The organism is Crocosphaera watsonii WH 8501 (assembly GCF_000167195.1).
Taxonomy (GTDB): Bacteria; Cyanobacteriota; Cyanobacteriia; order Cyanobacteriales; family Microcystaceae; genus Crocosphaera; species Crocosphaera watsonii.
This window is the reverse complement of the sequence record NZ_AADV02000005.1, coordinates 18,716-41,836: the sequence shown is the minus strand read 5'-3', so window position 1 is coordinate 41,836 and position 23,121 is coordinate 18,716. Positions and strand designations below refer to the sequence as shown.

Annotated in this window: 21 protein-coding genes and 3 pseudogenes; 6 read left to right on the top strand and 18 right to left on the bottom strand. The window is 36.9% G+C overall.

From position 1 onward, the window contains the following. The first annotated feature begins 127 nt into the window (after nucleotides 1–127). Nucleotides 128–1,519 carry an asparagine--tRNA ligase gene (gene asnS / locus CWATDRAFT_RS09905; protein ID WP_007305014.1) on the top strand — a complete coding sequence of 464 codons (1,392 nt, stop codon included), beginning with the start codon at nucleotides 128–130 and terminating at the stop codon, nucleotides 1,517–1,519. Nucleotides 1,520–1,701: 182 nt separating this feature from the next. Further along, nucleotides 1,702–2,001: a nuclear transport factor 2 family protein gene (locus CWATDRAFT_RS09900; RefSeq protein WP_007305015.1), complete on the top strand. Its 300-nt coding sequence runs from the start codon at nucleotides 1,702–1,704 to the stop codon at nucleotides 1,999–2,001. Between the two features lie 206 nt (nucleotides 2,002–2,207). Here the strand turns inward: CWATDRAFT_RS09900 and CWATDRAFT_RS33280 are convergent, their stop codons facing one another. Next, entirely contained in the window at nucleotides 2,208–3,095 is an 888-nt protein-coding gene (locus CWATDRAFT_RS33280) for a TauD/TfdA dioxygenase family protein (RefSeq protein ID WP_007304875.1), read from the bottom strand. A 146-nt stretch (nucleotides 3,096–3,241) separates the two neighbouring features. Between CWATDRAFT_RS33280 and CWATDRAFT_RS33275 the strand changes: the two genes are divergently transcribed. After that, nucleotides 3,242–3,373, top strand: a complete 132-nt coding sequence (locus CWATDRAFT_RS33275) for a DUF29 family protein (RefSeq protein ID WP_081450942.1) — start codon at nucleotides 3,242–3,244, stop codon at nucleotides 3,371–3,373. On the opposite strand, the gene CWATDRAFT_RS09890 is transcribed toward CWATDRAFT_RS33275, so the two are convergent. The 15 genes and pseudogenes from CWATDRAFT_RS09890 to CWATDRAFT_RS33270 all read right to left on the bottom strand — a co-directional run. Next, the gene (locus tag CWATDRAFT_RS09890) at nucleotides 3,350–3,622 is read right to left on the bottom strand and encodes a hypothetical protein (RefSeq protein WP_007304874.1); all 273 of its coding nucleotides are present in this window, start codon (nucleotides 3,620–3,622) and stop codon (nucleotides 3,350–3,352) included. The genes CWATDRAFT_RS33275 and CWATDRAFT_RS09890 overlap by 24 nt on opposite strands. A gap of 53 nt (nucleotides 3,623–3,675) precedes the next feature. After that, nucleotides 3,676–4,872 (bottom strand): 1-deoxy-D-xylulose-5-phosphate reductoisomerase, encoded by a 1,197-nt coding sequence (dxr, locus tag CWATDRAFT_RS09885; protein ID WP_007304873.1) that lies wholly within the window; start codon nucleotides 4,870–4,872, stop codon nucleotides 3,676–3,678. A gap of 75 nt (nucleotides 4,873–4,947) precedes the next feature. Continuing rightward, a complete protein-coding gene (gene purF / locus CWATDRAFT_RS09880) occupies nucleotides 4,948–6,441 on the bottom strand; it encodes an amidophosphoribosyltransferase (RefSeq protein ID WP_007304872.1) in 1,494 nt (497 codons plus the stop codon). A 467-nt stretch (nucleotides 6,442–6,908) separates the two neighbouring features. Then, nucleotides 6,909–7,244 (bottom strand): DUF5615 family PIN-like protein, encoded by a 336-nt coding sequence (locus CWATDRAFT_RS09875; RefSeq protein ID WP_007304871.1) that lies wholly within the window; start codon nucleotides 7,242–7,244, stop codon nucleotides 6,909–6,911. Next, nucleotides 7,228–7,548 (bottom strand): DUF433 domain-containing protein, encoded by a 321-nt coding sequence (locus tag CWATDRAFT_RS09870; protein WP_007304870.1) that lies wholly within the window; start codon nucleotides 7,546–7,548, stop codon nucleotides 7,228–7,230. The genes CWATDRAFT_RS09875 and CWATDRAFT_RS09870 overlap by 17 nt, the downstream gene beginning before the upstream one ends. 188 nt (nucleotides 7,549–7,736) lie before the next feature. After that, nucleotides 7,737–7,868, bottom strand: coding sequence for a hypothetical protein (locus CWATDRAFT_RS40985; RefSeq protein WP_007310194.1), 132 nt, complete (start codon nucleotides 7,866–7,868; stop codon nucleotides 7,737–7,739). Between the two features lie 36 nt (nucleotides 7,869–7,904). Continuing rightward, complete coding sequence (gene purL / locus CWATDRAFT_RS09865) at nucleotides 7,905–10,211, bottom strand: phosphoribosylformylglycinamidine synthase subunit PurL (RefSeq protein WP_007304869.1); 2,307 nt, start codon at nucleotides 10,209–10,211, stop codon at nucleotides 7,905–7,907. 157 nt (nucleotides 10,212–10,368) lie between these two features. Then, complete coding sequence (gene psbZ, locus CWATDRAFT_RS09860; protein ID WP_007304868.1) at nucleotides 10,369–10,557, bottom strand: photosystem II reaction center protein PsbZ; 189 nt, start codon at nucleotides 10,555–10,557, stop codon at nucleotides 10,369–10,371. A gap of 167 nt (nucleotides 10,558–10,724) precedes the next feature. Beyond that, entirely contained in the window at nucleotides 10,725–11,765 is a 1,041-nt protein-coding gene (locus CWATDRAFT_RS39610) for an IS110 family transposase (protein WP_007304867.1), read from the bottom strand. Between the two features lie 283 nt (nucleotides 11,766–12,048). Then, entirely contained in the window at nucleotides 12,049–12,243 is a 195-nt protein-coding gene (locus CWATDRAFT_RS09850; protein ID WP_042711399.1) for a hypothetical protein, read from the bottom strand. Nucleotides 12,244–12,261: 18 nt separating this feature from the next. After that, nucleotides 12,262–12,678: a hypothetical protein gene (locus tag CWATDRAFT_RS09845; RefSeq protein ID WP_007304866.1), complete on the bottom strand. Its 417-nt coding sequence runs from the start codon at nucleotides 12,676–12,678 to the stop codon at nucleotides 12,262–12,264. 247 nt (nucleotides 12,679–12,925) lie between these two features. Continuing rightward, entirely contained in the window at nucleotides 12,926–14,452 is a 1,527-nt protein-coding gene (locus CWATDRAFT_RS09840; protein WP_007304865.1) for an IS5-like element ISCwa2 family transposase, read from the bottom strand. 291 nt (nucleotides 14,453–14,743) lie between these two features. After that, nucleotides 14,744–15,718 carry an NACHT domain-containing protein gene (locus tag CWATDRAFT_RS09835; protein ID WP_007304864.1) on the bottom strand — a complete coding sequence of 325 codons (975 nt, stop codon included), beginning with the start codon at nucleotides 15,716–15,718 and terminating at the stop codon, nucleotides 14,744–14,746. A 292-nt stretch (nucleotides 15,719–16,010) separates the two neighbouring features. After that, nucleotides 16,011–17,411 (bottom strand): annotated as a pseudogene (locus CWATDRAFT_RS09830) (IS66-like element ISCwa4 family transposase); the annotation flags it as partial. Between the two features lie 27 nt (nucleotides 17,412–17,438). Beyond that, nucleotides 17,439–17,651 (bottom strand): annotated as a pseudogene (locus CWATDRAFT_RS33270) (transposase); the annotation flags it as partial. Between the two features lie 120 nt (nucleotides 17,652–17,771). On the opposite strand from CWATDRAFT_RS33270, the gene CWATDRAFT_RS33265 reads away from it, so the two are divergent. Further along, the gene (locus CWATDRAFT_RS33265; protein ID WP_071892218.1) at nucleotides 17,772–18,797 is read left to right on the top strand and encodes an IS701 family transposase; all 1,026 of its coding nucleotides are present in this window, start codon (nucleotides 17,772–17,774) and stop codon (nucleotides 18,795–18,797) included. Between the two features lie 92 nt (nucleotides 18,798–18,889). On the opposite strand, the gene CWATDRAFT_RS09820 is transcribed toward CWATDRAFT_RS33265, so the two are convergent. Beyond that, nucleotides 18,890–19,126, bottom strand: coding sequence for a hypothetical protein (locus tag CWATDRAFT_RS09820; protein WP_042711396.1), 237 nt, complete (start codon nucleotides 19,124–19,126; stop codon nucleotides 18,890–18,892). Between the two features lie 357 nt (nucleotides 19,127–19,483). Here CWATDRAFT_RS09820 and CWATDRAFT_RS09815 point away from each other — a divergent pair, with 357 nt between their 5' ends. Beyond that, nucleotides 19,484–19,948, top strand: a complete 465-nt coding sequence (locus tag CWATDRAFT_RS09815; protein WP_157134063.1) for a glycosyltransferase family protein — start codon at nucleotides 19,484–19,486, stop codon at nucleotides 19,946–19,948. 652 nt (nucleotides 19,949–20,600) lie between these two features. Then, nucleotides 20,601–21,218, top strand: a complete 618-nt coding sequence (locus tag CWATDRAFT_RS09810; RefSeq protein ID WP_007305017.1) for a reverse transcriptase N-terminal domain-containing protein — start codon at nucleotides 20,601–20,603, stop codon at nucleotides 21,216–21,218. A gap of 216 nt (nucleotides 21,219–21,434) precedes the next feature. Here CWATDRAFT_RS09810 and CWATDRAFT_RS09805 read toward each other — a convergent pair. Further along, nucleotides 21,435–23,060 (bottom strand): annotated as a pseudogene (locus CWATDRAFT_RS09805) (IS1634-like element ISCwa1 family transposase). Nucleotides 23,061–23,121 lie beyond the last annotated feature (61 nt).

Genomic DNA, 23,121 nt, shown 5'->3' with positions numbered 1-23,121 from the left:
TCCTCTGTCCTAAGCTACCAAAATTAGATTTCTTGGTGTATTACGCTATGCTAATACACCCTACAATGATAAAGACAAAATTTGCTAAAATGATCAAGCAACGGATTGATAAACCATTAAATATATAATGCAAACTAAACGAGTTAGAGACATCTTACGACACGGCCAACCCGATGAAACCGTTACCATTCAGGGGTGGGTACGCACCAAACGGGAACTAAAAGATTTTTCGTTTATGGAAGTTAATGACGGTTCCTCCCTGAATAGTTTACAGGTGGTTCTCGATGAAAGCGTCCCCGACTATCAAGATGTTCTCAAACTCCTTAATACTGGGTCTTCTGTGGAAGTTTCGGGAACCCTGGTACAATCCCTCGGAAAAGGTCAAAAAATCGAGTTAAAGGCTGCTACAGTCCAGGTATATGGCACATCTGACCCCGAAACCTATCCCCTTCAGAAAAAACGCCACTCCTTTGAATTTTTACGCACTATTGGACATCTGCGATCGCGTACCAATACAATAGGGGCGGTGATGCGTGTCAGAAATGCTTGTGCAACCGCTATTCATAACTTTTTTCAAGAAAGAGATTTTATGTGGGTTCATACCCCTATTATTACTGCTAGTGACTGCGAAGGTGCAGGGGAATTATTCACTGTTACTAATTTTGATTTAAGCAAGATTCCTGTCGATAAACAAGAGAAAATAGACTACAGCCAAGACTTTTTTGGTAAACAAGCTTATCTAACTGTAAGTGGACAGTTAGAAGCGGAAGTTATGGCTATGTCTTTTCAAAATGTTTATACTTTTGGTCCTACATTTAGGGCAGAAAATTCTAATACTTCTCGTCATTTAGCTGAGTTTTGGATGGTGGAACCAGAAATGGCTTTTTGTGATATTGAAGGGGATCAAGATTTAGCGGAAGAGTTCTTAAAGTACATTTTTAAGTATGTGTTAGAAACTTGTCCCGAAGATATGGAATTTTTCAACAAGCGTATTGATAAGTCTGTTTTGGAAACGGCGGATAATATCATTAACAATGAATTTGAAAGAATTACTTATACAAAGGCTATAGAATTACTAGAGAAGTGCAATAAAAAGTTTGAGTATGCTGTGGAATGGGGCATTGATTTACAGTCGGAACACGAGCGATATCTGGCAGAAGAATTGTTTAAAAAACCCTTGATTGTCACGAATTATCCTGCTGCTATTAAAGCCTTTTATATGCGTTTAAATGACAATGAGAAAACCGTTGCCGCTATGGATGTATTAGCTCCGAAAATTGGGGAAATTATTGGCGGATCGCAACGGGAAGAAAGACTAGATGTATTAGAAAGACGGATTAATGAAATGGAGATAATTCCTGATGATCTATGGTGGTATTTAGACCTCAGAAAATATGGAACCGTTCCCCATGCAGGATTTGGTTTAGGGTTTGAAAGAGTGGTACAATTTATGACAGGTATGGGTAATATTCGTGATGTTATTCCTTTCCCTCGTACTCCTTTAAGTGCGGAATTTTAATAATTCTTATAGGGTGGGCAGTTGCAATATTTCATCCTAAAATAAAATGTAATAACTATAAACTGCCCACCTAATTTCAGAGATAAAAATAGAATTTTTGACTAAAAGGTGGGCAAATGATAGAATTGTTGAAGTTTATCCTATTTCTAAAACCTTTGCCCACCCTACTGTTGTAGAAAATTATGTCTATTGAAGCTACGATTTCTAATTATTATAACAGTTTAGCTGCCATGAATCCTCAAGGTTGGTTAGACTCTTTAGCGGATGATGCAGCAATTTATGATCCTGTGGGAAAACCTGCTTTAAACCCAGAAAAAGATTCAGAAAAATTGTTTACTATTCTCACTAATTTTTATAGTAAATTTGAGATAGAAAGAGAGTCCTTATTTATCGTTAATAATGAAGTTGCGGTTAAATGGAAAATGATTGTTGTTTCTAAGAATGGTAAAGAAGCAAACGCTGAAGGTATTACTACATTTTAACTCAATGAAGCTGGTAAGATTACCGAAGTTAAGGCTTATTGGGACGAAAATACGTTAAAATCACAATTAATGTAGGAGGAAACTACAAATGAAAGAACCACCAAAAGAAAAAAATACTATTCCTATCAGTCCAGAAACAGCAGTATTAATTATAAGTTTACTGATTTTGTTGCCTTTGTTATTAACGGGATTTTTTGCTCATTAAATCAATCAGCAACAACACCTAATCGTAATGCAATGCGCTGGTATTTAGTCGAATCATAGAAAGTCCCTCTGTGCATGACTTGTGAATTATCCCAAAAAACAATATCTCCTGGTTCCCAAACATGAGAATAGACGGGAGTGCGTTCCAAAACCATATTCCATAAATCTTGCCAATATTGTTGAGCTTCTTCTTGTTTATCTTCCATACCCAGAGGTATTGCTGTATTCCAAGAACCTAAATACAATCCTTTTTTACCCGTCACTTTATGAGTAGAAACAAGAGGATGAACTTTTTTAGGAACATTATCCCAGTCAAGATTTTGCCAAAACCAGACAGGAGGCATTTGATACATTAATATTTCTTCTAATGCTTTTTGATGACTAGAATCAAGATTATTATAGGCTTCTACTAAGTCTAAATATTCTGTCGTGTGAGGTTGTCCATTTTCCCCTTCTTCGGGAACCTTTATACCATAGAGCATGACCACATAAAGTGCATTCATTTCCAACTCTTTTATGATGGGGACTCCATCCTTATCTTGATGCCATATCCTAGCTCCATAAATCTTTTCAGGAGGCTTTCTATCTAAGCCTTTAGGATTACCTAAAATCGCAGAATATTGGCTTTGTATCTCTGGACTGATTTCAGGATCTAAAGAAAAAGAATTAGAGCCAAACATTAAATTTCCAAAGGTTTTTCTGGCAAACTCTTCTAACTCAGATGCACTAATATGTTGATTTTTAACAACAATTACACCCTGTTGCCATAGAGCTTGTTTTAATTGACTTCTTTGTAGCTCTGTCAAGTCAATTAAGTTACACCCTTTAAGCACCTCTAATCCTAGTCTTGACTGATATTCTCTTGGTTTTAAGGGGTATTTTATAATCATAAAAGTCTTTTTTCGTTCAGAATAACAAAAGTAATTTTACCACATAGTTTATAATAACTTTAATACTTTAAACAACTCTTTAAACCTTTGGAAAATATTCTTAATTTATCTTGATAAAAAAATAGTATAAACATTTTCCAGCTAATATTGACAAGAATTATAGTAAAGCTTTAAAAGAGGTAAAATTAGAAGCTGATAACGCTACTCTTTTCCTTAATTTCCCCTTAGAATTACCCTTCACCATTGAACAAATATTAGATGATGATTGGTATCCCTAGTTTAGCAACAATTACTAAAAATAATTGATTACTGTCTGTTTGAAAAAAGTCTTGAAAAGTTTGGGGAAGATTAATAATTTCATTCCATAATTCTTGAGGACTAATCCCAAAAGCAGACTGTAGTAATACTATAATTAATGCTATAATTGCTAAGTTAATAACCGTTGACTTAATAATAGTCAATAGCCAACGAAATAGTAATAATGAAACTAACAAAGCAGCAATCAATAAAATTAGATTTATCGGCATAATTCCTAACTAAAAATCAATGTAGAGACGTTATAGATAACGTCTCTACATTGCTATTTTACGGAAATAACTTTACTTTCTTTACCTAACCCTTCAGCCTCAACTAAAACGGTTTTTCTAGCCCAATTATCTGCCTCTAAAATATCCTCTAAACTAGGACTATAAGGGTTATGATCTCTAAAATCATCACAGGTTTTTTCTATGACTTTAGGAATATCTAAGAAGGCGATTTTTTCCTCTAAAAATAAAGCTACCGCTTGCTCATTAGCTGCATTTAAAACAGCAGACATTGCCCCTCCTGCTTCTCCTGCTGAGTATGCTAACTGCATACAAGGATATTTATCGTGATCCGGTTCTCTAAAGGTTAAACTACCTGCTTTAACTAAGTCTAAGGTTTCCCAATCAGTATAAATTCTTTCGGGCCAAGACAGGGCATATAATAAAGGAAGACGCATATCAGGCCATCCCAACTGTGCCAAAACAGAAGTATCTTGTAACTCAATTAAAGAATGAATAATACTCTGAGGATGGATAACAATATCAATATTTTTGTAGTCCATTCCAAACAAGAAATGAGCTTCAATCACCTCTAAACCCTTATTCATTAAAGTAGCAGAATCAACGGTTATTTTTTGACCCATTGACCAATTAGGATGTTTTAAGGCATCTTGTACCGTAACATACTTTAATTTTTCTACTCGCCAATCACGAAATGCTCCCCCAGAAGCGGTTAAAATAATACGTCTTAAACCATCTTCTGGAACCCCTTGTAAACATTGAAAAATAGCAGAATGTTCCGAGTCTGCTGGTAATAGTTTGACCCCATGTTTTTCAACTAAAGGTAAGACAACAGGACCCCCTGCTATCAAGGTTTCCTTATTAGCTAAAGCAATATCCTTTCCAGCTTCGATGGCCGCAATAGTAGGCAATAAACCAGCACATCCCACAATACCAGTTACCACACTTTCAGCGTCACCGTGACGGGCAACTTCGATAACCCCTTCTTCCCCTGCTAAGATAATAGGAGAATAGTCCAGAGTAGCGATGGCATCTTTGAGGGTTCCGAGTTTGTTTTCATCACGAATAGCTACAATTTCCGGACGAAACTGTTGAACTTGGGTAGCCAATAAATCAACATTAGAACGAGTGGCTAAACCCACCACTTGAAATTGTTCGGGATATTGGTTAACAATATCAAGGGTTTGGGTACCAATGGAACCAGTGGAGCCAAGGATAGAAATTTTTTTCACAATACTGCATTATTAAACTGGGGATCACCTATCACTATAGAGCGATCGGGAACATCTGCAAAGGCTTAGATATACTTAACCTCGTACTTGTTCTAACATTAATTTAGAGCCTTTGAGATCATCAGGAATAGTAATGGGATAATCTCCCGTAAAACAAGCGGAACAAAAACCATTGGTATCTTCCTGTGTCATTTCCAACATTCCGCCCCAACTCAAATAGGCCAAAGAGTCCACACCGATCTGTTCACAAATATCAGCAACAGATTTTGTGGCCGCTATCAACTGACTTTGGTTATCGGTATCAATACCATAAAAGCAGGGATGGGTAACAGGAGGGGAAGAGATCCTCATATGAACTTCTTTGGCCCCGGCATCTCTTAAAGCTTTGACAATTTTTCGGCTGGTGGTTCCCCGTACAATAGAATCATCCACCATAATCACCCGTTTACCGTTTAAAACGTCTTTGAGGGGGTTTAACTTCATTTTAATCCCCGACTCTCTCATGTGTTGGGTGGGTTGGATAAAGGTACGTCCCACATAACGATTTTTGATTAAGCCCTCGCCGTAAGGAATACCAGACACCTCAGAAAAACCAATGGCCGCAGGAATACCAGAGTCAGGAACACCCATAACTAAATCTGCTTTTACACAAGATTCTCTGGCCAGTTGTTGCCCTAAACGCACCCGATAACTATATAAGGTTTCATCGTGCATTAAACTGTCAGGACGGGCGAAATAGATCATCTCAAAAATACATAATTTCTTTTGTGGTTGTTCTGTCCAATGAAAAGAAGATAATCCTTCCTCTGTGATCCACACCAGTTCACCGGGTTCCACATCCCTTAAATAGTCAGCCCCAATAATATCTAGGGCGCAAGTCTCTGAAGCTAAAACATAACGCCGAGGATCATCGTCTAAGATACCAATAACCAAAGGTCGTACACCATGAGGATCTCTGACTCCCATTAATCCTTTCGGGGTTCCAATGACCAAACTATAAGCCCCAGAACACAGGGGAAAGGCACTAATGGCAGCTTCTAACCAGTCTTTTCCTTGATCTACTTCCTGGGCGATCGCAACGGCGATCATTTCTGAGTCGGTGCTAGTATGGAAATTACAGCCCCGTTCTTCTAGGGTTTTTCGCAATTCTAGGGTATTGACAAGATTACCGTTATGTGCTAAAGCTAAATGACCGAGGCGAGTTTTCAAAACAGCGGGCTGTGCATTAGCTCTGTGGCTTGATCCCGTAGTAGAGTAACGGGTATGGCCTACTGCGATGCTACCTTTGAGGGTTGGGAGTATTTCTTGGTTAAAGACTTGAGAAACTAAGCCCATGTCTTTGTGAAGATGAATAATATCGTCTTTTAGAGTAGCAATACCGGCAGATTCTTGGCCACGGTGTTGCAGGGCGTATAAACCAAAATAGGCGAGTTTCGCCACTTCTCTTTCTGGGGCTAATACCCCAAAAACACCACAAGCCTCTTCGGGTTTATCTAAGGGATAATCGTTATTATCAAAAGAAGAATCTAATAAGTGATAGCTGGAGGACAGTTTTTTTTGGGCAGTCATGTTAGAGATGAACTCCTGAAAACAGCTTCAAGGATGGGCTTCGGGCAACTTGTAGAGAAATAATAAAGAATTCTTAACAAATGTTTAACTTAATCTTAGCAGGGATAGTTCTAGTTTAAACAGTATAAAATATTTAATTATATTGGCGATCGCCTTCTATTTTAAGGAATTAACCAAGTTTCAGCCACAGTGATCTTAACAAATGTCTTGAGTTTAGCTTTTAGTACAAAAATATCTAGCACTAGGGTTTTTAACTGCGATCGCTGTTAAAGATATTCAACTGATACCAGTTTCTGTTAGTAGGGGTTAACGGCCGTTAACCCCTACAACCTTACCTTGTTTTGTCTGAATTTTCCTATTATTCAAGGAATTAACCAAGTTTGAGCCACCGTGATCCTAACAGATATCTTGAGTTTAGCTTTTAGTACAAAAATATCTAGCACTAGGGTTTCTAACTGCGATCGCTGTTAAAGATATTCAACCGTTCCCTTCATTTCTTCAGGAGTCATCACTTCGTAGATTAATATCAAGGTACGAATCATATCACCCATAGAACGACTTCCTTTTTTAGAGAAAGCAACACCATAATGATTGCTGTCATGGCTCGTTATTTTGAGAAAATCCGTGTCATGAGTGACAATAACCCTTTTTTCTTGCTTAACAAAGGCTAATTGTACATTGTCTGATGTTCCAGCCATATTCATCTCAAAAGTCGTCGTGACATCAATTCCTTGACTACGAAGGGCCAGGGCGATATCAGGGTCAACATTTTCATCTAAATGATACTTAATCTGTTGACTCACCCTTTAATTTCCTCAATTTTGCTTGTAACTTAGAGGGGTTATTTTTCTGGAATTCGTCAGCAAAAGCTTCATCATCAGCAATTTGCTGGTCAATTTCTCCTTTATATTCGTAATAATAGGACATAGCCGCATAAACTGAGGCTAGAGATAAATTGTACTTACCTGCAATCAATTCCAGGGATTGTCCCATTTTAAGATACATTGTGGCGATTTCAGCTACTGTTATCCGACTCCCGACAATGCGAGGTTTCCCTAATCGAGTATCTGGAGTTATTTCAATATATTGTGTTAAAGTTGTGGTCATTTTTTTGTCTGAATTTTCCCATTATTTAAGGAATTAACCAAGTTTCAACCACTGTGATCCTAACAAAATATCTTAGCTTTGATTTTTTGTACAGGAATATCTAGCACTAGGGTTTTTAACTGCGATCGCTGTTAAAGATATTCAACTGATACCAGTTTCTGTTAGTAGGGGTTAACGGCCGTTAACCCCTACAACCTTACCTTTGCTTGTAACTTAGAGGGGTTATTTTTAGGGAATTCATCAGCAAAAGCTTCATCATTAGCAATTTGCTGGTCAATTTCTCCTTTATATTCGTAATAATAGGACATAATAGATAACATGAGTGATTTTCTCCTAATTTAGTAGGCTTAAACAGGTTAACTTTTCAATCTTTTCTCAATGGCATTTGACCAATCATTAATCATCCTCTTAACTTCTACACTAATAATTGAAGCATCATCAGACAAGATAATATCCAGTTGATTAGATTTTACTTGACCTAACTTTTGCCAATTATTACCTAAATTTTGCTGTAGATAACTTTCCCATTCTTGTTGATTGTTGGCACTAACAGAAACAATAATTTGTTCACATACTTCCCCAAAGAGTACAGTATCTAACCTATTTTTATCTTGATAATCTAGTTGAATTTTTGCCCCTAAATTTCCACTAATACAACATTCAGCTAAAGCTACCATTAAGCCACCTTCTGCACAATCATGGGCCGATTTTATCCAACTTTGACTAATACCTTCTTGGCAAATTTTCTGCACTAAACGTTCCTGCTCAAAATCAACTTTTGGCGGTTTTCCTGCCACAATATCATGAATAGTGGCCAAATATTCTGATGCGCCTAAACTGGGCTTATTGTCAACCCCTAATAAATAAATAATATCCCCTTCATTTTGCCAACCTTGTCCACAAACCTTGGTAATATCTTCTATTAAACCCACCATTCCGATGACGGGTGTGGGATAAATTGGCTGAGGATTTCCATCACTATCAACTGTCTCATTATACAGAGAAACATTACCCCCAGTAACAGGGGTATTTAGTTCTTGACAACCTGCCGAAATACCCTGACAAGCTAAGGCTAATTGCCAATAACCGATAGAATTTTCAGGACTCCCAAAATTCAAATTATCAGTAATAGCTATGGGTTTAGCCCCGACACAACTAAGGTTTCTGGCCGCTTCTGCTACAGCAGCTTTTGCCCCTTCTAAGGGGTCTAAATAAACATAACGGGAATTACAATCAGTGGTAGCAGCAACCCCTATTTTACAAGTATCTGGTTTCGCATCAATAGGACGTACACGAATCACCGCAGCGTCTGCTCCTCCTGGTATAATAACCGTGTTATTTTGTACCTGATGATCGTATTGCCGATAGACCCATTTTTTAGAAGCAATAGAAGGAGTATCTAAGAGGGTTAATAATATATCATTCCAGGTTTTCAATTCTCCCTTAATTTCAATCCCTTCTGCTGTACAACTAGGTAAACTATCTTCTGTCCACTGCCAAGCTTTTTGGGCGTATTCGGGAGGATTTTCTAATAACTCTCGATGGTAAATAGGGGTATTATCTGCTAAAGCATTAGCCGGAATTTCTGCTGCAATTTCTCCTTGAAATAGTATCCTAACTATGGGTTCTTCTATAACTTTTCCAGCTACCACTGCTTGCAGTTCCCAACGCTGAAAAATATCAATTAATTCTTGTTCTCTTCCTTTTTGTGCCACAAATAACATCCTTTCTTGGGACTCAGATAATAAGTATTCGTAGGGAACCATTCCTGTTTCTCTAACGGGAATTTTATCTAAGTCCAATTCAATGCCAACCCCTCCATTGGCAGCCATTTCAGAGGTTGAGCAAGTAATTCCTGCTGCTCCCATATCTTGTGCTGCCACCACTGCACCGGTTTTAAATGCCTCTAAACAAGCTTCAATTAAAGACTTTTCTAAGAACGGATCACCCACTTGTACTGCCGGACGATCATCCATGGATTGATCCGTTAATTCTGCACTGGCAAAACTCGCTCCCCCCATACCATCTCTGCCGGTAGTTGAGCCTACATATAATACAGGATTACCTATTCCTGAAGCCCCAGATTTAACGATATCTTTTGTCTCCATTAAACCCAAAGCCATAGCATTCACTAAAGGGTTGCCATTGTAAGCAGAATTAAAATAAATTTCTCCCCCAACCGTTGGCACACCAACGCTATTACCATAATGAGATATACCTTCAACAACTCCCGAAAAAATGCGCCTAGTTTTCGCATTTTCTAACTCTCCAAACCGTAGAGAATTTAAACAGGCAATGGGACGGGCCCCCATAGTAAAAATATCCCTTAAAATACCACCAACCCCAGTAGCAGCACCCTGAAACGGTTCCACTGCCGAGGGATGGTTATGGGATTCAATTTTAAAAGCTAATCTTAACCCTTTACCTAAGTCCACCACTCCAGCGTTTTCTCCTGGCCCCACTAAAATGCGATCGCCTTCCGTGGGAAAGTTTTTCAGTAGAGGACGAGAATTTTTATAGCAACAATGTTCGGACCACATGACCCCAAACATCCCTAATTCTGCTCTGTTGGGGTGTCTTCCTAACCGTTGGACAATTTCTTCATATTCAGAGGGTTTGATACCTTCTGCTGCTATTTCTTCGGGGGTAAAAGGTGCATTCATAGATTGATGTTGATCTTATTTATGGCAGCTAAGTTTTATTGTATCGGCAATTGTTCATTTGAGCTTTAAAACCGCAGCCCCACCTTTAACCATAGCTAAAGATGGGGCTATCCTACTCCATGAAGTCTGAAAAGCTCATGTAATAGTGAATGTAGGGTTAAACAACTAAGAAGTTTAAGCCCGCCACCAATAACACTAAAACAGTCCAAATGGCAGAGCCAATGAACAATAAAGGCTTAGATTGATCCCAGTTTTGGGGGGAAGCATAAGCGACGGGAACGGCAACTACCATGACAAAGGAAAAGAAAACAAGGGCGGATAAGACAAGTTGGAAGATAATAGACATAATGATCGATTTTTCCTGAAGTTCTCCTAAAAAAAGATGAATTGACAGTGGACAGAGTTATCACACCATCGGATTTTTAACTCAAAATTAGCTCCATTATCTCTCTAGATAAAACTTCTGTCAAAATTATACCCACCATAACAAGCTGGTGGGTTATTGCTGTAGAGCTAAAAGCAGATATTATCCTTGAGTTGTTGGAAAAGCAAGCGAGTGGCATAGAACGTTAAGCGCATAATAGCATCTTTCCCCTTAGCTTGCTTAGCGTCCTTGAAATTGTCCCATTTCTTCCCCAACTTTTTCCCTATCTCTGTATTTAACCGCTTAGGTGGTTTAATCCACTCAACCACAGGAAATCCATCTACCAAGAACTTTTCGAAGGGGTACACCTTCATTAATGTTAAAGCTTCCATTCCTATACCCCACCGAAACCCCTTAAAAGCTTGTCGGTAGGGAATAAAGCACTCTTGATCCATCGCTTCATCTAACATCCTTTCTGTGTCTCTACGACGCTGCTCTATGTGATGTATAGCGTAACCGTGATCTAGAGAATATTCTGAGATGTCAATACCTAAGCTGTTAGCGACAGAATTGTTGTAGTGGTTTACTCGTCTACCGTGATGATTCTTGCCGATTAACCACTCAATTATAGGGGTCATACCGTGATCGTTCGTTTGCCATGTTTGTGCGGCCGCTTCTGGGTATTCTAAGGCAAACCTTTGTCTTAACTGATTGACCAATGTTGTTCTTAATTTGTCGAGTTGTTCTAACTCTAAAACCAGTTCCCGTACAGCTTGTATCTCTTTTATGCGGTATCCTCTTAAGAATCGCTTGGAACCATCTTTGTTGATGAAATATGGGTCAAAATAAGATGCTGCTAAACACAGCGCGTCATTCTTGTCATATTTGTTAGAAAATCCAAAGTGCGATCGTTGCCCCTTGAGATCCGCGTGTCCCATCCAGTAAACAGGGATGTGATAGACGAATGCCACCCTATGCCAAAAAGCACTATACCACCCTCCTGTGGGTTCCATAACTAGACCAGTAGGTTCTAGTTCTAACAACTGCCTGATGGACTTTTTACTAGGAGTTAAGTGTAGAAATACACTATCCTTGTTATCATGATACTTGAGTATATTTTTGGGCATAGCAAGCAGTGGAGCAGCTACGGCATTACCGTGCTTTCCTATGTCCAATCCTACAATTGTCATTACGGAGTGTCCTTGATTTTAATTTGCCAACCCTAAGAATTTAGATCATATTCGCTACGATACTCCCACAAGCCCACGCATTCGGGTGCTTACCTCTGTCTTAAGCTGATCTCGGATTAGTGTGGGTTAATTAGTGCTTACGATGATCATAAAAGCCCTAAAATGGTGCTTACATCTCTCTAAAAGCCACGTAAACCCATTACTACCCGGTGAGAAGGGTTGGAAGCTTCCCACGATAACCTTACCTCTAGTAAGGTCATTTCGACTGGTCGCCGTCCAGTTCTCATTCAGGTGGGGAGGGGAAAATATTCCTGATCCGGTTCACCCAGTCAAGGATGACTTTAACCGAAAATACGCTCAGGTTATATGCTACTTGATACTCGTTAACTAAGTTTTTAACATCGTCTTCCCATACTTCTATCTTTTCGGGATCAACCTCCTCAACTTCATCATCTTTGAGATCATCTTCTTCGCTCATTTCCCCTGTTTCTGGATCCTAACCTCCTAAGAATTTTTGCAGTTCGTCTTTTGGGTTCAAACCAGCGTCTTTACAGCGTTGCTCAAAGTTTTCCCATTCTGGCAAGGGTATCTCTAACCGTTTCTTGATTGCTAGGGGTTCACCTTTGATGGTGGCTTCGATCGCATTTTTAGTAATCCTATGGGGTGGGTTCTCATCAATAACTTTTTGCCACGCCTCGGTCAATTCGTAGTCTTTAAGTTTTGCCAAGGGGAGACATTGACTAACGCACTTGGGTAAAATCTTAAAACCACTAAACGCTAGATCCTTAAATACCCTAGCGGCCTTAATATAATTGTTTACTTGGAACTGAGAAAGATTCAATGCTTTCTCACAGAATTGTTGCCAACTATCAAAATGATGAGAAAAAGCCCTTACCCGTCGTGCTTTGTACAACCAAGATCCAGCCAGAACCCAGGAATGAAGATGAACTTGTACTTGATTAAACCAAGGCTCTTAACGAAGTCAGAAGTCAGAAGTTCCTCACTACGTTCCGGCGCTATCGCACAGAAGTTGTTTTTGAAACAGAGATTTATGCTCCGCTTCAAAAACTATGCGCCTTAAAAGGCGGGGTTTTAGACCCAACTATTTTCGATAAACACGCCCATTTATATAGGGTTTGCTGAAAAAGCTTCTCCAAAATTTATGCCACTTTTGACCAAGAATTTTCTGACAAATCAATAAGTTTTAGTACATAAAAATTGTTTAAAGTATAATCAAAATTAATGAAAGGCGGTTTGATGAGTTCCCCTGTTCTATTATTAGTAAATAAGGACAAAAAAAGCGACAAAAACTGCCTCAGAAGTTTAGAAAGATTGACAACTAAAAATGTAATAGCAATAGATGTAATGGAGGTTTCAGGGAGTTTTGTCATCACGAGATTTAGGCTAAATCTTCGTTTAGCTTGTCCAAACTTTCCCTCAATAGTATTACGGAAGCATTCATCGGAGTGGGCTTCTTTCTTTTCTTCTTCACTGACATTTTTCGGAGGTCTTCCTAACTTCGGACCACTGATTCTTATCCCTCTTTCCTTACACCAATTTCTGTTTTCCCTAGTTCGATAAATTTTATCTACATGGACGGATTCGGGATAATAGCCAAACGTTTCTTTATACTTTTCTACTTGTTCTTTTAAATGACAAGATTCATTGAAGTTTTCCCAACTTATTTTGTCTAGAAACACATAGTTATCTACACAGCTTACTGAGAGTTTAGCTCCAAACTCTATTGGTTTTCCTGCTTTTCCCCTCACTATTGGACGAATATGCGGTTGAGTTAAACTTACAATTCTTTGAGGAACACTCTGGGTCTTATTCTCCCACATTGACTGTTGTTGTTCATAAACTTTTTTGATAGTCTCTAGACAATTTTTCTGTCTTTTACTCAGATTTTCCAGGGAAGCCCCAGCTTGAATTAAGTCTTCTATATTTCCTAAATTTTTCTTAAGGTATTTTAACTGTTCCCCGATAGCTTTTCTTCTTTCTTGATAAGATACTTTTCGTTTTTTAGCTACTTTTAAGTATTCCTTTCTAGCAATTTTTCTAGAAGTTCTCGGCTTTTTTATCAATTTTACTCTTAATGGTTTATAAAGATTATCTATTATTCTTTCTGTCTCAATTCTGGCTTGATTTAATATGCCTAAATCCGTTGGGTATTTGATGTCTGCTGGCGCACAAGTCGCATCTAAAATTAGTTTACCTTTATTTTTTATTTTTTCTCCTTTTTCTTGGAGACAATCCTTTTTTTTTACTTCTTTATCACTCTTGTCTATTTCTCTTTTTACTATTTTTTTATTGATTTTGTTTATCAATTCTCCATCAATTCTTTTCCTAAAATGAACTAGCATTGAAGATTCCAGTGGTGGCTCTTGTTGATAACAATTTAAACCTATAAAGTATTGTAGATAGAGATTTTCTCTAATCTGTTCTATAGTTTCTCTATCACTTGTTCCTAATTTTTCCTTAATAATTAATGTCCCTAATGCCATTCTAAATAGTTTGGCTGGCGCACCTTTTTCTGCTGAAAAAAGTTTAGCATATTCTTCCTCAAAATCATCCCAAGGTATCAACTCTGCCATGATTACCCAACGATTATTGGGGGACAATTTGCCCTCGAAAGGTAATTCAAATTTTTCTGGGGGCGGTAAAGGTTGCTCCTCTTTTCGATACATTTGTTCTTGACCAACAACTGGGAGGTGTTTCTACCAATTATAGCGGTTTGTAGCCGACAAAGCTGATCTTTTTTGCGATCGCGAATATGGGTGTAACCTTTTAAAGAATAGGGTTTTGCTTTTATTCAGCAAAACCTACTTAGATATCTATATTGGAACCGAAACTGAATGAAGCTATTTAATATTTAAAATCCCCTAAAAAGATGGAAAGAGAGTTTTTAAAATCACCTTAATTCTCTATTTTAGCTCTGGAGATATTGTTAGCGTAAAATTTACGCTAACAATTATTTTTTATCCAAAGTCCAATTTAAAGAAATATTCTTTCTTATCAAAGGTTTTAAAAGCAATTTGACTCAGTAACCCTTCTTTTCTTTTAGGAGTCAGTTCTTTATATACTTGGTCACGATAAATATTACGTTTATTGTCCCATTTTCTTAACAAAGTATTAGTTGCTCTTGCGTATAAATCTGCTCTATCTGAGGGAAAATTACCTGAATCTTCAAACTCTAAACATAATAGAGTTAACAGCAAAGGATTATTCCCTAATTCTTTGATAGTAGGATTATTTTCTATCTGTTCTAGAAAATGTTTGGGATAGTCAGTTAACTGTTTAATTTTAAACCAACTATTCACAAAAGTCTTAATTTGCTCATCATCAAAATCTGCAACTTCTACTTCTGTAAACTGAGTAAAAGTATATTCTTTCGCCGCAATACGACAAGTAACAGCAAATTTATTCTTATCATAACGGCTATAAAAACTTTCAATATTTCTGATTACTCTTTCGCTGTCTTCTTCCCTTACTTCGTCTAAACCATCCAGTAATATTAATCCTCTCCCTTCTGTTAAGATTCTCTCTAATTTTTCAGAAGCATTAGTTATCTTACAATCTTCAAACCATTTAATCATATAACTGGATAAATATGGACTATTTTCGGTTTCTGCATATTTTTTCAAAGGAATAAATATGGGGATTTTCGTCGCAGCAAATTCTCCTCTGTTACATTGTATCGCTAAATATTTAAGAAACGTCGTTTTTCCTACACCAGGTTTACCTAAAATCATTAACTTATCATGCTCATTAACTGCGTCTAACCCTAAAACTCTTTCCTGTGTAATCTTGTTTAAACCAAAGCGATCAAATTCATCTTTTTCTAAATTAAAGTTCTGAAAAAGTTCATCTAAATTAAATCCTCTGCGGCCAATAATTTTTTCTAAAATATTAACTTGAGTGTAAATATCGTTTAACTCAATGTAACTGCTCACCGCAACAAAAAAGTCTTATCGAAAAGCACTACAAACAACATCAGTTGAGTCAACAAAAATATAAGCCCTGTGATTTAGCGTAAAATTTAAGCTAATTTATTACGGCTATTTTAATGACTAACATTCCCAGAATCAAGTCTTTTAAAAACCTCAAATAAAAACAACAATATGAGAAAAAAAGAATAGTAAGATAGTTTTTTGTTAGCGGAGATTATCCGCTAACCTTGTTTATTTTTGTGTAGAGATATAGGGCGATCAAGAAAAATCTATCCCCCATCGGCTCCGGAGCCTTTTACATCTCTAATCCTGGGGGACTCCGACCAGCTAATGAAAATAATTCGCATAATTGGACAATGGCATTTTGCCCCTGTAATCTCATGGTCTCTAAAAAACTGAACATTTGGGTGACTAACTCTGCACCCCAGTCGCTTCTTGCTCCCCCACTTACTTTGCGGTGAATGACAATGGGACGTAAAGCTCTCTCAGCATCATTATTATCTGGTTTGACTTCAGGATAAGTTAGAAAGGTGAACCACTCTTCCCAATGACGTTTGAGACGGTTAATCAATCTTTGTGCATCATAAGGCCATCCTTTTTTGGGAGTTGCTTTAAAAATCTTTTGCAGTGAGTTCTCGACTTCTGTTCTTTTGGAGCCTAAGTCTTCAAGGGTTAAATTTCGAGCATGATAATGACGATAATGGATACGGGCGGTTGCTAAAACTTGCTGTACATCGGCAGCAAATTCTCGATTCGCTTGAAAACGACTGGTTTTAAGGGACTCTAACTCTCGTTCTAAATGTGCCAGACATTTCTGTTTGGCCATCGCACTTTGTCTAAAGTAGGCACTATAGCAGTCACTGGTGAGGATGCCCTTAAAATCTGCTCCTAACAATTTCTCGACTTCTGCGGAGCTTCTAGTGGGAGCCAACATCAACACACAGACCTCATTTGATGTGGCTACCCAAACCCAATACTTGATGCCATCGATGCAATAACTGGTTTCGTCAACACATCGGATTCCTGGCTGCTGGATGTACTTTAACCACTGTTTGGTCAAGGGTTCTAAACTTTCTTGAAACCATTTGTGCATTTTGGCAAGGCTCCCTTGAGAAATGGGAATGCCAAAGACATACTCTATAAAATGTTCCTGTTTACGCCATGTAAGATTACCCCCATAGCCAAGCCAGCCCACGATGCTACTTAATCGCGCCCCATAACTGAATCCTTCTTTAACTCCCAATGGAACAGGACTGTAATCTGACCATCCACAACTAGGACATTTATAGAATCCGCGACGATATTCCCTGATTTCTATGGGTTGGTCTACTACTTCAGCCACTTGCTGGACTTTTTCGGGAACTACTTCATCTCGTTCCACTGAACCCCCACAAACAGGACAGTTTTCTAGTTCTAAAGGGACTATCTTATCGGGCTGACCAAAACCATTACGGGTCTTCCCTGGGTGGTCATATTTTGGTCCGCGTTTAAATCCTTTTTTGCGTTTCTTTTTGTCAGAAGGCTTTTTTAGTGGGTCTGATGATGGGGGGACTGAACTGTTTTTTGAGTTACGGTTTTTTAGCTTATCTCTCTCTTCTTTCAATTTTTCAATTTCTTGCTGTTGTGTAGAGATTTGTTGTTGTTGCTGGTCAATCAGTCTTTGTTGAAGAGATAACTGTTGTTGTGCCTTGACTAGTGCAGCTTAGCAAAAATAATCCACCAGTCACTTATGATCTTTAAAGCCCTTAAATTTCCAAACGAACGGCTTAGCAAAATGTTGATTAAAGTAATCAATAAAATTGAGAATTTTTTGGGATAGTTCTTCAGTTGAACGGACAGTAATTCTTTTGAGTAAACGCCGGACTAAGATCGAAAACCAACACTCAATTTGATTAAGCCACGATGTATGTTTGGGAATATAAACAAAGCGAATTCTAGGAGTTACGCATTGACAGATGGTTTACAATGTGCATAGTCCAAACAGAGAAAGCGATCGCTGTTAACAAAAAGCAAAAAACTGATAAAATAGAGAGGATTATAAGAACTGGAGGTAGATATCCGAACTATAACGAAGAAATCAACGGCTAAATGTCATTTAGAACTCTATACTTACTATTTAATTGCTGAATCCAAATATTCGGGTTGTAATCGTTTATCCGAGATATTTGAGGATTTATCTCATGATAGTGTTAACCGTTTTTTATTAAGAGAAAGCTATAAACCTGTTGATTTATTCAATGAATTTAAACAGCACATTGAACTGAGTGGGGGAACCTTAAGTATTGATGATACAGTCATTGAAAAACTTTATAGTAATCCTAAATTAAGTAAATTTATTGGTTATTTCTGGTCAGGAAATAAACATAAAACTATCAAAGGAATTAATTTAGTTACTTTATTATATACTGACCCTAATGGAATTTCACTCCCTCTAAATTATCGACTTTATGATAAAGAAGATGATCTGTCTAAAAATGATTATTTTCGGATGATGCTATCGGAAGTTTTAGCTTGGGGACTGAGGCCAATTTATGTAACTGGTGATAGTTGGTATTCATCTAAAGAGAACCTTAAATTTTTGAAAAAACAAGAATTAGGTTTCATGATAGGAATAGCTAAAAATCGACAAGTATCAATCGTTAAAGGACAATATCAATCCGTTGAAAGCTTAGAAATAGAGGAAAATGGGACAATTGTTTACTTAAAAGAGTTTGGCGAAGTTAAAGTATTTAAGAAACATTTCAAAAACGGGATGCTTCGTTTTTATATTTTATTTGACAAAGAAAATAAAGACTTAAGAGAAACAGATAAAACTCTATTTACTTTGTTGAAAACAACTCATTGGATTATTGAATGTTACCATCGTGCGCTCAAACAATTATGTGGTATCAATAAATTTATAGTCAGAAAATCAGAAGCTATATTGACCCATTTCTTTAGTTCTTTACGGGCTTTTATTAAACTTGAATTAATGAGAGCTAATGAGTTAATTGATAATTGGTATCAACTCCAAAGAGAATTGTCTATTGAAGTTAATCGGAATTTTATTTTAGAGCAAATAAATTTGAAATTATCAGCCTAATTTATAGATTAGTTATTGTTATTATTACGTCAATTTTAATGACTCTAATAATTAGCGATCGTTGTCTCTCTTTAAAGCTACTCATATTTAAGTTAATTTGTCAATGCGTAACTCCTAGTTTCAATAATGGGTTCATAATCAAAATTAGGGTCGTCTGGTAGTGTCGGTAGTAGCTCCTGGATAAATATTGCATCAGAAGGCAAACCATCTTCAAAATCATAGAAAATATTCGCATTTGCAACACCACTTGTAATTTTTAGTATACTACAAACAATACTACAAACTAAAATATTTTTAGATAGAGAAACTTGCATTTTTAATATTTTCATTAATGTGTAATTTTTCAATTAACAGGATAAACGAAAATTTTACTAATTAACACATTGAAACACCTTATTATAGATTTTCTTAATCTTTCCTTTTAGCTTTGGGGCATTAAATGTTCTCCCAGAAAATTAGTATCACAAAAAACTCTTTTATTCTGGCGATCGCTATCTGAGCACAGTCTTGGCTAAAAAAACAGCCACTTATCATATCACGAAATACTTTTGCAAGAGATTTAGGAAGAAGATTAAGGTCTCGCTAACCGTTTTTTAGGTATGATAGAGGTCTCTTATGCACCTCTAAAGATCATTGTCCCTTAGAATCAGATTATCTCTAACCAAACAAAAACTTCTCTAGCAACTATGAAACATATCGGTTTATATTGCCCTGCGGAAACGGGTCATCTCCACACCATGCTTCCTCTAGGACAAGGGTTACAAAAAAAAGGCTATCAGATCACCTTTTTTGGCGTTCCCGACGCAGAAACCAAAATAAGAGCAGCTAAACTTGATTTTTACCCTATTGGTGCAGATATTTTTCCTCTAGGTTCAACAGAAGCTTTATTTAAAAAACTTAGTAAACTTAAAGGTATTCCCGCCTTACAATTCACCATCAACTGGTTTTATCAATCTGCCCAAATTTTTCTGGAAGAAGGAGCAAATGCCCTGGAAAAAACAGGAGTAGAAGCATTAATTGTCGATCAAATTAATCCAGAGGGAGGCACAGTAGCTCAATTACTGGATATCCCTTTTATAACTCTTTGTAGTGCCTTACCTTTTAATCAAGAACCTGGGTGCGATTCGATGAGTCAGAAAGCTGATATTTAGTACTAGACAAAGATACAGCGTGTGACTCGCTCAGAGGCTCCATAAGGAGTCAAACAAGGTGGAAATGACCAACTAGACCCTAAAGGAAAATCAGACCCACTAAAGGTCATCCTCGAAGGGGACAATCTAGGAAAGTCAAATGGACAAAAACCAAACATCAGGTAAAAGCCAACAAGTTTACAAAACTTAATGACAAATTACCGAACAAGCTAAGTAGGGATTACCGAACAGCATAAACACCTAATCTGAGTAACTGTCCGATTGATGGAGGTGAAAGTCCTCCCTGTCAAGGTTAGACATGACTCAAGACCTACCCTCAGTGACCCAACTCGGAATTTGGGAGGCTGAAGCAGGGAATAGGACGCAATCAGACACCGACTGCTGGTGACACTGGCGTTACAGGAGTCCCCACGATGAAACAGAACCTATAAAAGTGACTTACTTGAAGGCAGGTAAAGCAGAAAGAATAGTATCCCCTGACCTCATCGGAGCAACGTAACCCGTCAGCATCTTTCAGGTGTGACTGACTTAACCAAGGGTTTCCGATAGTCAAATCGGTTCCATCTAAAGGGACAATCAATCATCGGACGGAACGAATAAAAACGAATCTAGAGTCTCAGGAAATAGTCGAACCCTGAGTAGGCAAGACGAGATGCGGAATCCTCTAGATTCGGGTAGGACGAAGCGTAATTGCTTCGAGGCAAATAGAAAACGATTAACCGAGGTGAACATGGTTAGACACAAAATCATAGATTTTAGTGAACTCTGGAAAAACATTCCGTGGAAGAAATTTCGCAGAAATCTTTTCCGTCTCCAAAGAAGATTGTTCAAAGCCATTCAAGCAGAGGACACTAGACGAGCTAGGAACATACAAAAGCTTATTTTGAAATCCAAAGCTGCTAGACTACTCGCTGTCCGACAAGTATCACAGCTAAATACTGGCAAGAAGACCGCAGGAATAGACGGGATAAAATCCCTCAATTTCAAACAACGGTTTGCCCTAGCAGAAAGGTTACCCAAAGCTCACCACTGGAAACACTCTAAGCTACGAGAAATACCCATCCCCAAAAAGGACGGTACGACCAGAATGCTAAAGGTTCCAACTATGGCAGACAGAGCATGGCAATGCCTTGTGAAATATGACCTAGAACCAGCACACGAAGCACTTTTTCACGCCAGAAGCTACGGGTTTAGACCTGGACGCTCAACCCATGATGCCCAAAAGATTCTATTCTTAAATTTAACCCAGATTCCGCACTTCAAAATGTAGTATAAAAAAATACATAGTTTTAAAAAGTCCGAAAATCATACCTGGGCAAGAATATTTCTCTTTTCATTAAATTTTTAGGAAAAATAATCAAATTAAGAAGATTTATACTCATTGAAAACTTAGCAAGACTCAGCACAAACGAAGGAGAGTTTCCTCTTCTCATTTGATATCATTAGACTCTTATTCTTTTATTATTTTTGCTTTATCCAATTCAATTTATAGATAATATCTTTGACAAGATGCAGGTAATAAACTCAATATAAAACGCCTTTCTTCTGTTTAATTGACAATTTGTTTAACTCCGTTTAAAATCACATAATGAATACCTTGAAAACATTGAAATATCCACCTCAAAGTTGGACGCAATGTTACTTTCCCTACTTGATTATTTATTCCTTTTTTGACTCTTTTTAAACAATTTCTTAATTCTCTTTGCCCCAAGTTATAAATCAACAAACACAAAGACATTAAAAATAACATTGTTTCTATTCTTTCTGGTTTTTCAACGAAGAAACTATCAGTAAAAAATAAGGGATCTTTCAAAAATCGAAATCCTCTTTCCGTAGATTGCTGGTTTTTATAAGTTATCAGAATTTCACTAGCTTCTAATTTATTTTCCTCTACTAAGTTAGTTGCTAAAATAAATTTTCCTGCTTCTTTAGTCTTTCTACTTATCTCTTCATCTTTTTTGATGATCAGACTAATCATTTTATAAATCTTTTCCTTTTTTTTCGAGTAAGTTTCAATCAGTTCAACTTCTTTTATTTCCAACAATCTCAATTTTTTATTAATAGCTTTTAATTTATATCGAGCAGCTTGAGGATGTTCAAATTCTTCAGATTGTATTTCTTTAAGAAATTTTTGGGATTTCTTCTCTTCTTGGGAAAGTTGTTTTTCTAGTTTTTCCAAATCACTTTTCTGTCTTTTTTCACTCAAGACTATTAACCAAGTTTGCTTGATTCCACCATAAGCAACAATTTCTTCTTTCCAGGTATAACTTTCTAAATTTAGGTCACTTCTTTTTTCTTTATCTTCATCTTTTACTTCTTCCACCTCTATATTTTGCACTAATTCTTTTGCTTTTTTTATGGTCATTGGAACTCTCGTTATCCATTTTAAATGTTGGATTAGTTGGAGATTTTCTTGACCATATAAAGCACTATCACAAACCATGATACTATCAAACTTTATTTGCTTTTTGAATTCTACTAAAACTTTTCCAAATACGGCTTTATCAGATTCATTTCCATCTCCTACTCTCACAAATAATGGAATATCTCCATCTTGGCTTGTTATTAAATCCAAGACACATTGTTTTAAGTCTGGTCTATGATCCCGAGAATATCCTTTCTTAATAAAAATTGGTCTTTCTTTAATAATTTTTTCTTCTTCCTGTTTCTCTTTATCTTCTTCCCTTTTATATTCTCCATCTAAATGAAATGATGTGGAATCTAAATGGGAGTATTTAAGGTCTATTTTAAATTTTTTAATTACTTCTAAAACTACTTCAATAAAAATATCATTTAGTCCATATTTATATAATTCATCCATTACTCTCCCAATTTTATCATCATTAAGGTAATCAGGTTGAATTCTTTCTCCTAACAATTTCTCAATGGCTTTATCTTGAAAAAACTGACTGAATAAATATAGAGGTCTTGAAACAAATCCTAGTCCATTGATTAAAATAGACTTAACTACTGTACCTGCTGAGATTTTTTCTCTAACATCTATTCCTAATTTATTATTAATTATTTTGACTATTCCTATTTCATCAATTAAACCAGCTACTATCCCTAAATGGTCTAAATTTTTAACTTGTATTTCTTCTAAATAAGACATTTTTCGCTCTTTTTTTACAGAGGAAACAACTTAAGCAATTATCCCACTTTTTTGTCTTCAA